Raw genomic sequence first — 12,702 nt, 5'->3', positions numbered from 1 at the left:
CCAGCGGCACCATGGCGCAGGCCGCGACCCTGCGGGTGCACGCCGACCGCCGCACCACCCGCACCGTCGTCTGGCACCCCTACTGTCACCTGGCCCGGCACGAGAGCGAGGCGCACCAGCGGCTGCACGGCCTGACCGGCCGGGCCGTCGGCGAGACCGAGCGCCTGCTCACCGCCGCCGACCTGGCCGGCGTGGCCGAGCCGGTCGCGGCGCTGCTGCTCGAGCTGCCGCAGCGCGACCTGGGCGGGCGGCTGCCGTCGTGGCCGGAGCTGGAGAAGCAGACCGGGTGGGCGCGCGACCGGGGCGCCGCCACCCACCTCGACGGCGCACGGCTGTGGGAGGCGGCGGCCGGTTATCAGCGACCGCCGGCCGAGATCGCCGCGCTTTTCGACACGGTCTACGTCTCGTTCTACAAGGGCGTCGGTGCGCTCTCCGGCTGCTGCGTGGCCGGGCCGGAGCAGGATGTCGCCGAGGTGCGCGAGTGGCGGCACCGGCTGGGCGGCACCCTCTACGGCCTGTGGCCGGCCGCGGCGTCGGCGCTGACTCTGCTGCCGGGTGCGCTGGCCGAGATGCCGGCCCGGATGGACCACACCCACGCCATCGCGGCCGCCCTCCGCGAGGTGGCGACGGTGCGCGTGCTGCCCGACCCGCCGCAGACGCCGATGATGCACCTGTTGCTCAACACCACCGCCGAGTCGTATGCGGCGCGGGCCAAGAAGCTGGCCGACGAGACACAGTTCTGGGTATGGCCGCGCGCGATGGCGACCGGTGACCCCGACGTCGTCCGGTGCGAGCTGGGCGTCGGCACGGCCACCCTGCGGCACAAGCCGGCCTTCATCGCGGAGACTTTGGAGTGGCTCAGCCAAAAGTAGGCTGAGGGCATGACAGCCGACAGCTTCCCCCTCGGTTCCCGTTCGGTACGGCGAGTCGGGTTCGGCGCGATGCAGCTCGCCGGACCCGGTGTCTTCGGCCCGCCCGGCGACCGTGACCAGGCGATCGACGTGCTGCGGACGGCCGTCGCGCTGGGCGTCGACCACATCGACACGGCGCAGTACTACGGGCCGGACGTCGTGAACGAGCTGATCCGGGACGCTCTGTTCCCGTACCCGGAGAATCTCGCTCTGGTCAGCAAGGTCGGTGCGGAACGCGACGAGACCGGGCGGTGGCTCCCGGCGCTGGCGCCCGCGCAGTTACGGCAGGGTGTGCTGGACAATCTGCGCACGCTGCGGGTGGAGCGGCTCGACGCGGTGAACCTGCGGGTGTACGACGGCAGTGACCTGGGCGAGTCACTGGACGCGATGATCGCGCTGCGCGACGAGGGACTGATCGCCGGCATCGGGTTGAGCAACGTGACCCGGGAGCAGCTGGTGGCGGCGGTCCGGCGCACCGAGATCGTCTGCGTGCAGAACCCGCTGAACCTCGTCCACCGCGAGTCCCTGCCACTGCTGCGTGAGTGCGCCGAGCTGGGCATCGCGTTCGTGCCGTTCTTCCCGCTGGGCTCGGCCTTCGGCGGCGCGCAGAACCCGGTGCTGACCCATCCCGACGTGATCTCGATCGCGCAGCGGCTGGAGGCGACACCGGCGCAGGTGGCGCTCGCGTGGCTGCTCGCGCTGTCGCCGAACACCCTGCTGATCCCGGGCACGTCGACGGTCGGGCACCTCCGTGAGAACCTCGCCGCCGCGACCGTGCAGCTGGACGACGACGCCCTCAAGATCCTCGACGCGGTCGCCTCATGACCCGGATCTTCGGCGAGGTCGCGGAGCTCTACGACGACGTGCGGCCCGGTTATCCGATCGAGGTTCTCGACGCGGTGGTGCAGTTCCACGGTGGTCACCTGCGCGCGGCGGCCGATCTGGGCGCGGGCACGGGCAAGGCGACCGAGCTCCTGGTACGCCTCGGCGTGCCCGTCACCTGTGTCGAGCCGGACCCCCGCATGGCCGGCGTGCTGGCCGCGAAGTTCCCGCAGGTCGAGGTGGTCAACTCCACCTACGAGGAGTGGACGCCGCCGGCCGGCGGGCTCGACCTGGTGATCTGCGCGCTGGCCTGGCACTGGCTGGACGAGAAGACCCGCAACGCCCGGACCCGCGACGCGCTCGCACCGGGCGGGGTGCTGGCCGTCTTCGCGCACAAGTACGGCTATGCCGACCCGGCCGTCGACAAGGCGATCGGCGAGGTGCTGACCTCGGTCGACCCGACCGTGCAGCAGCGCGCCGAGCACTGGCTGCTGGAGGATGTCGAGGGCAGCGGCGCGTGGTCCGAGGTGGACGAGCGGATCTGGCACACGTACCCGGAGTTCAGCAAGGAGCGCTATCTGCAGCTCGTCCAGACCTTCTCGCCGTTTCGGCGGCACCCGCCCGAGCAGCGGCAGGCCGCGCTGGACGGGCTGGACAAGGTGCTGGACGACACGCTGACCCTCGACCTGACCACCACGCTGGTGCTGGCGCGGGCCTGACGCCTCAGGCCGGCCGGGTGGCCTGGACCAGGAAGCGGTGCGCGGTGACGCTGAAGCGGCCCTCGGTGCGGATGATCGCGTCGATGCGGCGCAGCTCGCGGTCGTACCGCTGGGGGTTGAAGTCGCGGACCTGCCACGGGACCGCGCGGAGCTGGTAGACGATGGCGCCCACGTCGTGGAAGGAGAGCAGCGGGCGCTCCTCGCGGACGTCGGTCACCTCGAGGCCGGCCTCCTCGAGCGCGTCCACCGCAACCTGAGAATTCCATTTCTTGGGATGGGGGATGGGCGCGCCCAGTGCGGCGTTGAGATCGGCCAGGTCGTCGCTGCCCACCTGCTGAGTGAGCAGTGTGCCGCCGGGACGCAGCAGCCGGGCGATGTCGTCCGCGGGCAGCCGCCCGTGCCGGCTCAGCACGACGTCGAACTCGTCCTCACCGCCGGGCAGCTCGGTCAGCACCGACACCCCGAACGGCCCGAGCCGGTCGCGAGCCACCGGCGTGTTCGGCGCCCAGCTCTCCACGGCGACGGTGTGTGCCGGCAGCGGCGCGAGCTCGGCGAGCAGCTCACCGCCCCCGGTGTCCAGATCGAGCAGGCTGCCGGCCCGGCGCAACAGGCGGCGGGCCATCTCGGGGAACGACCAGCTGGGGTCGGAGCCGACCGCCCGGCCGTCCGTCCAGGCGAACTCCCACCCGACCAGCGGGACCCCCACGGCCTCGCCGATCAGCACGTCGTAACTCGGAATCGCCTGCACCAGTCGACGTTAACCATGGGCTGGTCACAAAAGGGACGCGGTTGTGCGTGTTCCAGGGCACTTATCGCACGGGTGATCAGAGCGTGCGGTCCACATGCTGGGACGGCCGGCCTAGCGCAGGGCGGACTCGGCCGCCTGCTTGACGGCCTCCGTCAGGTCGGTCAGGACCGGGGAGTCGATCCGCCAGCACTGCCAGTACAGCGGCACGTCCAGGTGTCGGCCCGGGGTCAGCTCCGCCAGCCGGCCGGCCGCGATGTCCTCGCTCGCGATCTGCTCCGGGACCAGCGCCCAGCCCAGACCCAGCCGGATCGCCTCCACGAACGCCGCGGCGGCCGGCACGTAGTGGATCGGCGGGTCCAGCCGCCGCCTGGTCACCGAGGACATGAACCGGTGCTGCAACTGGTCCTTGCGGTTCAGCAGGATCACCGGCGTGGTCGCGAAGTCGACCGGGCCCAGGGACGGCGCCGCGACCGCCAGGTATCGCATCGCACCCAGCCGGGACACCCGGCAACCCTGCACCGCCACGTGCTGCGAGGTCACGCCCGCCATCACCGTGCCCGCGCGGAGCAGGTCGGTCGTGTGATCCTGATCGTCCTGGTGCAGGTCGAACGCCAGCGACGGCAGCCGGGTCAGGGCCGGCATGAACCAGGTGTGCAACGAGTCCGCGTTCACCACCACCGACACCCGGACGCGATCGCCGGAGAGGCCGCCCCGGGCCGCGGCCAGCGCCTCGCGGGAGAGCAGCGACACCTGGCCGGCCAGGCGGACGAACGCCGAACCCGCGGACGTGGGCGTGCACGGCTTCCCCCGCCGCACCAGCACCTGCCCGACCTCCTGCTCGAGCGCCTTGATCCGCTGGCTCACCGCGGACGGCGTCACGTGCAGGCGTCTCGCCGCCGCCTCGAAGCTGCCCTCCTCGATGACCGCCTGGAACGTCGACAGCTGATCCACGTAAGCGATACTAATCGGGGTGAAGAAACATTAGCTGGTCTGATCCCGGCCGAGCCCGCAGAGTGGAGTGGTGCTCAGCTCAACCGTCGCCGGATTCGCCGCCTCGATCGTGCTCATCGTCGCCATCGGGGCGCAGAACGCGTTCGTGCTGCGTCAAGGGCTGCGCCGGGAACACGTACTCCCCGTGGTCCTGACCTGCGCGGTCTCCGACCTGGCGCTGATCATCGCCGGCATCGCCGGCCTCGGCGCGCTGATCGCCGCGCAACCCACCGTGGTGCTCGTCGTGAAGTGGGTCGGCGCGGCCTTCCTCCTCGGGTACGCGTGCCTGGCGGCCAAACGAGCCGTGCGGCCGGCCGCGCTCAACCCGGCCGACCGCGCCCCGGCGACCCTCCGGGCGACGCTGCTGACCTGCCTCGCCTTCACCTACCTGAACCCGCACGTCTACCTCGACACCGTCCTGCTGCTCGGCTCGATCGCGCAGCAGCACCCGCACCGCTGGCTCTTCGCCCTCGGCGCGGCCGCGGCCAGCTTCGCCTGGTTCACCGCACTGGGCGCCGGCGCCCACAAGCTGGCCCCGATCCTGGCCCGCCCGATCGCCTGGCGCATCCTCGACGCCCTGATCGCCACCGTGATGACCATCATCGCCGTCACTCTCCTGCTGACCTGACACCACAGTGGAGTCTCGACATGAATAGATAAATCTGAACTTGTCTCTGTGTTGTAGACAGGCCGCCATGCGCAGGATTCTGATTTCCGCCGTGGCGGTGGCGTCGATGGTGCTCGGCATCGGCGTGCCCGCCCAGGCAGCACCGCCGCCGCCCGCCGACGCGTGGCGAATGACCGGCAACACGCTCACCTGGACGGCGCCGCGGCGGTTACCCATCGCCGACGCGGCCGTCGAGTTCTGGTCCGGCGACCGCCTGCTCGGCCGCGCCCACAGCCGCGACTTCCGCACCTACACGCTGGTCCCCGACAGTCCGGTCAAGATCGAGGAGCTCGAGGTACGCGCGGCCGGCCGCCGCCTCGACCTGCCGCCGCGGGCGAGAACCAAGTCGCGCAAGGCACCCGTGGCTCTCCCGGCGGCATTGCCCGCGAGCCCGGTCGACCCCGGCACGCCCGGCCGGTTCGCCACGATCGAGGGCGAGTACGACCTGCCCACCATCACGGTGCCCGACATGCCGGCGCCGCTCGAGATGCGGGCCCTGGTGGTCGCCCCGAAGGGCGCCTCCGGAAAGCGACCGCTGGCCCTCTTCCTGCACGGGCGCCACGCCACCTGCTACACACCCGGCGACCCGGAGGCCCTCACCATCGACTGGCCGTGCACCGACGGCTACCAGCCCATCCCGAGCTACCGCGGCTACCGCCAGGCCCAGCAACTGCTGGCGTCGCAGGGCTACGTAACCGTGTCGATCTCGGCGAACGGCGTCAACGGCCAGGATGGCTGGCTGGACGACGCCGGAGCGCAGGCCCGCTCGACCCTGATCCGCCGGCACCTCGAACGCTGGACCGGCTGGGCCGGCGGCGCCCGGGCGGCGGCGCCCGAGATCGTGCGGCAGGCACCGAGGGCTGACCTGTCCAAGGTCTTCCTGATGGGCCACTCGCGCGGCGGCGAGGGCGTGAACCGCGCCGCGATGGACAGCCTGCAGCCCCCGCCCGGCGACGGGTTCACCGGCAGGACCACCTGGAAGATCCGCGGCCTGCTGATGATCGGCCCGACCATCTTCGGTCAGGACCCGGGTCCCGACGTGCCGTCGGCCACCATCCTGCCCGGCTGCGACGGCGACGTCTCCGACCTGCAGGGCCAGCAGTACATCGACGCGACCCGCGGCGTGAGCAACGGCAAGGCCCTGCACAGCGCCCTGTACGTCGTCGGCGCGAACCACAACTTCTTCAACACCGAGTGGACGCCCGGGCAGTCGGCCGCGCCGTCGAACGACGACTGGTGGAACGAGGAGTACGACGCGGTGTGCGCACCGGAGGCGCCGACCCGGCTCACCGGGCCGCAGCAGCAGACGGCCGGCGCCACGTACATCGCGGCCGCCGCGCGGCTCTTCGTCCAGGACGACGACCGGGTGCTGCCGCTGCTCGACGGCACCGGGGTGTCGGCGCCCTCGGCCGGACCGGCTCGGGTGCTGAGCCACGCGATCGGCGCGGCCCGCACGCCGGTGATCATCCCCGGCGACACGCTCGGGGTGACCGGTGGCCGGCTCTGCGACCAGATCACCGAAGATCCGGAGAAGGCGTGTACTACGTGGTCGCCGCACTTCGTCGGATTCTGGGAGGTCGGGACCGAGCCCGGCCGGCAGGCGGTGGAGATCGCCGCCGGAACGACGGCCACGCTCACTCCCCGGACGGCCGCGAAGGTGGGCGGTGGCGAGCTCGCGATGCGCCTCGCCGTGCCGCCGAACACGACGGGCAACCGGTTCGGCGTGACGGTCAACGGCGTCGACCTCGGTAACGTGACCGTGGACGGGCTGCCCGGCACGGAGGCCACGCAGAGTTTCTGGGCGCGTGAGGTGCGCGTACCCCTCAAGGGCGTCAAGCGGATCACCAAGCTCGAGCTCACGCCGCGTGGCTCCGCCACCGGCCTGCTGATCGACGCCTGGACGCGCAGGGCCGGCACGCCCGACCCGGCGCCGCGGGCGCTGCCGCGCATCGACGTCGGCACGGTCACCGACGTCGAGGGTGACGACGGCACGAAGACCCTCCAGGTGCCGGTGAAGGTGACCGGGCGTGGCACGGGCAAGGTGCGGATCTTCGTTGTCGACGGCAGCACGGGCGAGGACCGCTCGTTCGTGGCCACGATCAAGCCGGGCCACCGCATGCTGCGGGTGCCGGTCGAGGTGACCGGCAACACGAGGTACGCGTCGGACCGCTACGACGAGGTGCGGGCGAAGGCGGTCCGCGGCGTCCTCGTCGGCGGGTACGGCGGGCGGGCGATCATCCAGAACGACGACCCGGCGCCGAAGATCACCCTCGAACCGGTCGCGGACACCGTGGCCGAGGGCGAGAGCCTGCGGTGGCGGCTGACGCTCTCCGAGGCGGCCGACGCCGGGTTCGTCTTCTACGGCTCCGCCGCCGCGCCCGAGGGAGCGACCGAGTTGTCCACCACCGACGTGCCCGCGGAGTGGCTGGCGGAGGTGTCCGGCGAGGATCCGCAACCGTCGCGGCCGCTGTCCGAGGTGTACCCATGGATCTACGCCGAGGTGCCGGCCGGTGAACTGACCACCGACATCACGATCCCGACGGTCACCGACGACCTGGCCGAGGGCGAGGAGCAGATCCGGCTCGACGCCCAGGTCGGGACGTGGGAGGAGCTGCTGCTGGAGAAGACGCTGATCGGCCGGGTGACCGGCTAGTCGTTGGCGTGCAGCGCGGAGTTCAGCTCGATGCCCGTCCCCTTGCGGGGGCGGGCCTCGAGCGCTCCGGTCACCGAGTTGCGCCAGAAGAGCAGCCCGTCGACGCCCGCCAGCTCCCGGGCCTTGACCACGCGGCCGTCGGGCAGCGTCACCTTCGACCCCGCCGTCACGTACGTGCCCGCCTCGATCACGCAGTCGTCGCCCAGCGAGATGCCCACCCCGGCGTTCGCGCCGAGCAGGCTGCGCTCGCCGATGGTCAGCTTGTCCTTGCCGCCGCCGGACAGCGTGCCCATGATCGAGCTGCCGCCGCCGATGTCGGAGCCGTCGCCGACCACCACGCCCTGCACGATGCGGCCCTCGACCATCGAGGCGCCGAGCGTGCCCGCGTTGAAGTTGACGAACCCCTCCTGCATGACCGTTGTCCCGCTGGACAGGTACGCACCCAGGCGCACCCGGTCGGCGTCGGCGATGCGCACGCCGCTGGGCACCACGTAGTCGGTCATCCGCGGGAACTTGTCCACCCCGAAGACGGTCAGGTGCCGGCCGGCCGCCCGCTCCAGCAGCCGCAGCTCGTCGACCCGGGCCGGCGGGCACGGGCCGGCCGAGGTCCAGGCGACGTTCGCCAGGTGGGCGAAGATCCCGTCCAGGTTCAGCGCGTTGGGCCGCACCAGGCGGTGCGAGAGCAGGTGCAACCTCAGGTACGCGTCCGGCGCGTCCTTGATCGGGTCGGCCAGCGAGCCGATCACCGTACGCACCTCGACGGTCTCCAGGCCGGGCAGCGCGCGCGGGCCGGCCAGCCCGGCCGGCAGCTCGTGCTCCCCGATCTCGCCCAGGCCCAGCAGGCCGGACGGATACCAGGCGTCGAGCACCTGACCCTCGGTGGTCACGGTGGCCACGCCGACGCCCCAGGCGGCTTCGGTGGAGATCTCGGTCGTCACCCGCACGACCCTACCGAAGCGCTTCGTGAGGGTGGTTCACCGATCCCCGGTATGGTGCGGCCTATGGCGAACCCGCTTACCCAGGACGTCCTGGCCGACCCGGTGGAGCTCACCCGCGTCCTGGTCGACCTGCGGTCGGAGTCCCTCCAGGAGAAGGAGATCGCGGACTGCGTCGAGGAGGTGCTGCGCCAGGCGCCGCACCTGAGCGTGGACCGGCTGGGCAACACGGTGATGGCGCGTACGGATCTGGGGCGTGACCAGCGGGTGGTCCTTGCGGGCCACCTCGACACGGTGCCGATCAACGACAACTTCCCGTCCACCGTGCAGGACGACCTGATCTTCGGCTGCGGCACGTCGGACATGAAGTCGGGCGTCGCGCTGGCCCTGCACCTGGCGGCGACGCTGCCCGACCCCCGCTACGACCTGACCTTCCTCTTCTACGAGGCCGAGGAGATCGAGTCGCGGTACAACGGGTTGCTCCTGGCCTCCGAGGCGCACTCCGAGTGGCTGAGCGGCGACTTCGCGGTGCTGCTCGAGCCGACCTACGGCGTGGTGGAGGCCGGCTGTCAGGGCACGCTGCGGGTGGTGATCCGCACCTCCGGCAAGCGCGCGCACACCGCGCGGGCGTGGCGCGGAGTGAACGCGATCCACGCGATGGGCGAGGTGCTGCAGCGGCTCGCGGATTACCGTCCGCGATCGGTCACAATCGATGGATGTACGTTTCGTGAAGGCCTGAACGCGGTTCGCATCTCCGGCGGCGTGGCCGGCAACGTCGTTCCGGACGCCTGCGAGATCGAGGTCAACCTGCGGTTCGCGCCGGACCGGAGCGAGGAACAGGCGCTGGCACACGTACGCGAGGTGTTCGAGGGTTTCGAGATCGAGCTCACCGACTCGGCGCCCGGGGCACTGCCGGGACTGACCGCCGAGCCGGCCCGTGAGTTCCTCGCCGCGATCGGTGAGGAACCCGCCGCGAAGCTGGGCTGGACGGACGTGGCCCGGTTCGCGGCGCTGGGCATCCCGGCGCTGAACTACGGTCCGGGCGACCCGTTGCTGGCCCACGCGCCCGACGAGCACGTGGAGATCGGGAAGATCCGCGACGGCGCGGCGACGCTGCACCGATGGCTGGCCTCTTCCGCTATCGGGGAATAGACACCCGGCCGATCGCCCGCGGTATCAGCTCGATCGTCTGGTCGGCCTCGATCGGCCGTTCGGGCGGCTGAGCCATCGCCATGCGGCGTTCCTCGACCACCAGTCGGATGCGCCGCTGCATGCGGCGCTGCATCTTGATTCGTTCGTATCGCGTCGTCACGGTGGCTCCTCTGCCTGCCGTGGGGCGGTTCAGGTAACTGTATAGACGTCCTGGAGCTACGGACGGTTTCCCCAATCTGGCAAAAAGGCTCGCACCGCGCAATCCTCTTACCGAAACCGACCGCGTTATTCACCGGCTCATGTCACGCCGCACTACCGTTGGTGCCATGACTGATGGCACCAACGGGCGACCCCGATCGGCACCGGAGCGTCACCGCGGCGCGGTCACCCTGCGGCGTGAGTCGATTCCGCCGAGTACGGCCGACGAGAAGCTGCTCGACTCGCATCACCGCCGCGAGTGGAAGACCAAGGACGCCTGGCGGGCGCTGCGCATCCTGTCCGAGTTCGTCGAGGGCTTCGACACGCTCGCCGACCTGCCGCCCGCAGTGAGCGTCTTCGGCTCCGCCCGCAGCAAGCCCGACAGCCCCGAGTGCGAGATGGCCGCCGACCTGGGCGCGGCGCTGGCCGAGGCGGGCTACGCGGTGATCACCGGCGGCGGGCCCGGGGTGATGGAGGCAGCCAACCGCGGCGCGACCGAGGCCGGCGGCATGTCCGTCGGGCTGGGCATCGAGCTGCCGTTCGAGCAGGGCCTCAACGACTGGGTCGACATCGGCATCGACTTCCGCTATTTCTTCGTCCGCAAGACCATGTTCGTGAAGTACGCGCAGGCGTTCGTCGTGCTGCCCGGTGGCTTCGGGACGCTGGACGAGTTCTTCGAGGCGATCACCCTGGTGCAGACCCGCAAAGTCACCAGGTTCCCGGTGATCCTGATGGGCTCGGCGTACTGGGCGGGCCTGCTCGACTGGATCAAGCGCACGCTGCTGGACGACGCCAAGATCTCCCCGGCCGACCTCGACCTGATCCAGGTCACCGACGACGTCGACGAGGCCGTGCAGATCATCGTGTCCGCCGCTCCGTTGGTGCCGGCGGCAGAGGGGCGTCCGGCAGGCCCGGAGAGCCCGGACCCCTCCGGGGTCGGCTGACGTGGCTGCGGTCTGTGTGTTCTGCGCGTCGTCCACCCGCCTCGAGCAACGCTGGCTCGACCTGGCCACCGAGACCGGCAAGGAGCTCGCCGCCCGCGGCCACACCCTGGTCTCGGGCGGCGGCCGGGTCGGCATGATGGGCGCGGTCGCGGCCGGCGCCCGGGCCGGCGGCGCCCACACCGTCGGCATCATCCCGCAGACCCTGGTCGACTGGGAGGTGGCCGACACCGAGGCGGACGAGCTGATCGTCACCGACGACATGGGCAGCCGCAAGAACCTGCTGATCGAGCGGTCGGACGCGTTCATCACGCTGCCGGGTGGCCTGGGCACGCTGGACGAGCTCTTCGAGGTCTGGACGACGGCGACGCTGGACCTGCACCGCAAGCCGATCGTGCTGATCGACCCGGACGGCTTCTACACCGGCTTTCTGTCCTGGCTGGGCACGCTGGCGGAGACCGAGTTCGTGCGCCGCGAGGCGATGGAGATGGTCACGGTGGCGTCGTCGGTCGCGGCCGCGTTCGACGCCCTCGAGGGATCCTGAGCACCACCGCGATCGCTGACGCCGGCTCGGCGGCTCACGCCGGGGCGGGCGCCACCCCGAACGCGCGGCCGACGGCCAGGGCCGCCTCCAGGGCCTCGGCGTGCAGTTGCGCGGCGAGCGGCCGCAGGGGCTCCATCGCCGGGTTCACCTCCGCGAGCGTCAGCTCCCGCTCCACCACGGTCAGGTCCGCGCCCCAGAGCTCGCCGAGCATGCGCCGCAGGTACGCCGTGGAGTGGTCCCACCCGTGCTTCGGGGTGCCCGGGGCGTACCCACCGCCACGGACCGCCGCCAGCACCACCGGCTTGCCCTGCAGCAGCGGCTCGGGGGCGCGCACCCGCGGATCCGTCATGATCAGGTCGAACCAGACCTTGATGTGCTGCGAGACGCCCCAGTTGTACAGCGGCACGGCCAGCAGCGCGGCGTCCGCGTTCACCAGCTCGTCGGTGAGGGTGGTCGCGAGCTGGACGGCGGCCGCCTGCGCGGGAGTGCGATCCTCGGGCAGCACATAGCCGGCGCTGACCGCGTTCCCCCACGCGTCGGCGGGGAGCACGTCGACGCCGATGTGCCGCCGCTCGACCTTGTCGCCCGGGTGCGCCGCCAGCCACTCCTGCTCGACGATGTCGGCGATCTCGCGGCTCGCCGAGCCCTCGGCCCGGATGCTGGCGTCCAAGCGAAACAGCGTCATGATTCGTCCCTTTGTCGAAGTTGACTTCACGCTTGAAGTTAATGCTCTTCCCGCTTCAAGAGTGAAGTCAACCTTGGAGTGATCTAGCTCGCATCCAGCTCCGGCCGGTAGGCTGGCCACGTGGAAGGCCGGAGCGAACCGCGTTGGCTGTCGCCCGACGAGCGCGACGCCTGGATGGCCCTGTCCTGGCTGATGATCAAGCTGCCCGGCGAGATCGACACACGGCTGCAGCGCGACAGCGGCATCTCGTTCTTCGAGTACCTGGTGCTCGCGTCGCTCTCCATGTCGCCCGGCCGGCGGATGCGGATGAGCGATCTGGCCCAGTACGTGAACGGCTCGCTCTCCCGGCTCTCCAACGTGGTCAAACGCCTCGAGGAGCGCGACTGGATCTTCCGGGAGCCGTGCGCCCGCAACGGCCGCTTCATCGAGGCGACGCTCACCGACGCCGGCATGGCCGTGGTCGAGCGGGCCGCGCCCGACCACGTCGAGACGGTCCGGCGATTCGTCTTCGACGCGCTGCGGCCCGACCAGGTGACCGCGCTTCGCGACATCGGCCGGCAGATCGCCGCCCAGGTGGACCCACTGCACTCCTGGCCACCGTCCGCGCAGGAACCCGTCCGATAGGCCGTGGCGCCCGCCCGCGGATGCGTCACGCCGGGGTGGACGTCCTCGTTGCCCACCCCGGCGTGACCAGGGTCCCCGGCGAACCCGCGGGCGACGCGCTGGGTGGCACCGGG

The 12,702-nt window shown here is 71.3% G+C and carries 14 protein-coding genes; 9 read left to right on the top strand and 5 right to left on the bottom strand.

Translation table 11 applies throughout. The annotated features are described in order from the left end of the window. From AB0M20_RS08130 to AB0M20_RS08120, 3 genes are all read left to right on the top strand, one after another. A partial coding sequence (locus AB0M20_RS08130; RefSeq protein ID WP_364295670.1) for a beta-eliminating lyase-related protein occupies positions 1-872 on the top strand: 872 nt, incomplete at its 5' end. Positions 873-881: 9 nt separating this feature from the next. Beyond that, positions 882-1,736 carry an oxidoreductase gene (locus AB0M20_RS08125; protein ID WP_364295667.1) on the top strand — a complete coding sequence of 285 codons (855 nt, stop codon included), beginning with the start codon at positions 882-884 and terminating at the stop codon, positions 1,734-1,736. Beyond that, positions 1,733-2,452 carry a class I SAM-dependent methyltransferase gene (locus AB0M20_RS08120; protein WP_364295664.1) on the top strand — a complete coding sequence of 240 codons (720 nt, stop codon included), beginning with the start codon at positions 1,733-1,735 and terminating at the stop codon, positions 2,450-2,452. The genes AB0M20_RS08125 and AB0M20_RS08120 overlap by 4 nt, the downstream gene beginning before the upstream one ends. 4 nt (positions 2,453-2,456) lie before the next feature. On the opposite strand, the gene AB0M20_RS08115 is transcribed toward AB0M20_RS08120, so the two are convergent. Continuing rightward, the gene (locus AB0M20_RS08115; RefSeq protein WP_364295661.1) at positions 2,457-3,200 is read right to left on the bottom strand and encodes a methyltransferase; all 744 of its coding nucleotides are present in this window, start codon (positions 3,198-3,200) and stop codon (positions 2,457-2,459) included. Positions 3,201-3,311: 111 nt separating this feature from the next. Beyond that, positions 3,312-4,151: a LysR family transcriptional regulator ArgP gene (locus tag AB0M20_RS08110; RefSeq protein ID WP_364295658.1), complete on the bottom strand. Its 840-nt coding sequence runs from the start codon at positions 4,149-4,151 to the stop codon at positions 3,312-3,314. 70 nt (positions 4,152-4,221) lie between these two features. Between AB0M20_RS08110 and AB0M20_RS08105 the strand changes: the two genes are divergently transcribed. Both AB0M20_RS08105 and AB0M20_RS08100 read left to right on the top strand, forming a co-directional pair. After that, complete coding sequence (locus AB0M20_RS08105) at positions 4,222-4,818, top strand: LysE/ArgO family amino acid transporter (protein WP_364295655.1); 597 nt, start codon at positions 4,222-4,224, stop codon at positions 4,816-4,818. 67 nt (positions 4,819-4,885) lie between these two features. Further along, complete coding sequence (locus AB0M20_RS08100; protein ID WP_364295652.1) at positions 4,886-7,510, top strand: hypothetical protein; 2,625 nt, start codon at positions 4,886-4,888, stop codon at positions 7,508-7,510. On the opposite strand, the gene dapD is transcribed toward AB0M20_RS08100, so the two are convergent. After that, a complete protein-coding gene (gene dapD, locus AB0M20_RS08095; RefSeq protein WP_364295649.1) occupies positions 7,507-8,448 on the bottom strand; it encodes a 2,3,4,5-tetrahydropyridine-2,6-dicarboxylate N-succinyltransferase in 942 nt (313 codons plus the stop codon). The two genes, AB0M20_RS08100 and dapD, sit on opposite strands and share 4 nt — an antisense overlap. A gap of 63 nt (positions 8,449-8,511) precedes the next feature. On the opposite strand from dapD, the gene dapE reads away from it, so the two are divergent. Further along, positions 8,512-9,597: a succinyl-diaminopimelate desuccinylase gene (gene dapE, locus AB0M20_RS08090; protein WP_364295646.1), complete on the top strand. Its 1,086-nt coding sequence runs from the start codon at positions 8,512-8,514 to the stop codon at positions 9,595-9,597. On the opposite strand, the gene AB0M20_RS08085 is transcribed toward dapE, so the two are convergent. After that, positions 9,584-9,757 carry a hypothetical protein gene (locus tag AB0M20_RS08085; protein WP_364295643.1) on the bottom strand — a complete coding sequence of 58 codons (174 nt, stop codon included), beginning with the start codon at positions 9,755-9,757 and terminating at the stop codon, positions 9,584-9,586. The two genes, dapE and AB0M20_RS08085, sit on opposite strands and share 14 nt — an antisense overlap. A gap of 166 nt (positions 9,758-9,923) precedes the next feature. Here AB0M20_RS08085 and AB0M20_RS08080 point away from each other — a divergent pair, with 166 nt between their 5' ends. Beyond that, positions 9,924-10,739: a TIGR00730 family Rossman fold protein gene (locus AB0M20_RS08080; RefSeq protein ID WP_364295640.1), complete on the top strand. Its 816-nt coding sequence runs from the start codon at positions 9,924-9,926 to the stop codon at positions 10,737-10,739. 1 nt (position 10,740) lies between these two features. Then, positions 10,741-11,280, top strand: coding sequence for a TIGR00730 family Rossman fold protein (locus AB0M20_RS08075; protein ID WP_364295637.1), 540 nt, complete (start codon positions 10,741-10,743; stop codon positions 11,278-11,280). A gap of 34 nt (positions 11,281-11,314) precedes the next feature. Here the strand turns inward: AB0M20_RS08075 and AB0M20_RS08070 are convergent, their stop codons facing one another. Beyond that, positions 11,315-11,965 (bottom strand): NAD(P)H-dependent oxidoreductase, encoded by a 651-nt coding sequence (locus tag AB0M20_RS08070; RefSeq protein WP_364295634.1) that lies wholly within the window; start codon positions 11,963-11,965, stop codon positions 11,315-11,317. Positions 11,966-12,085: 120 nt separating this feature from the next. On the opposite strand from AB0M20_RS08070, the gene AB0M20_RS08065 reads away from it, so the two are divergent. Continuing rightward, positions 12,086-12,589, top strand: a complete 504-nt coding sequence (locus tag AB0M20_RS08065; RefSeq protein WP_364295631.1) for a MarR family transcriptional regulator — start codon at positions 12,086-12,088, stop codon at positions 12,587-12,589. Positions 12,590-12,702: the final 113 nt, after the last annotated feature.

Source organism: Actinoplanes sp. NPDC051633 (assembly GCF_040681735.1).
In the GTDB taxonomy this organism is placed as follows: Bacteria; Actinomycetota; Actinomycetes; order Mycobacteriales; family Micromonosporaceae; genus Actinoplanes.
Note: the sequence above shows the minus strand (reverse complement) of the source record. Positions and strands in the feature narration are given on the sequence as shown.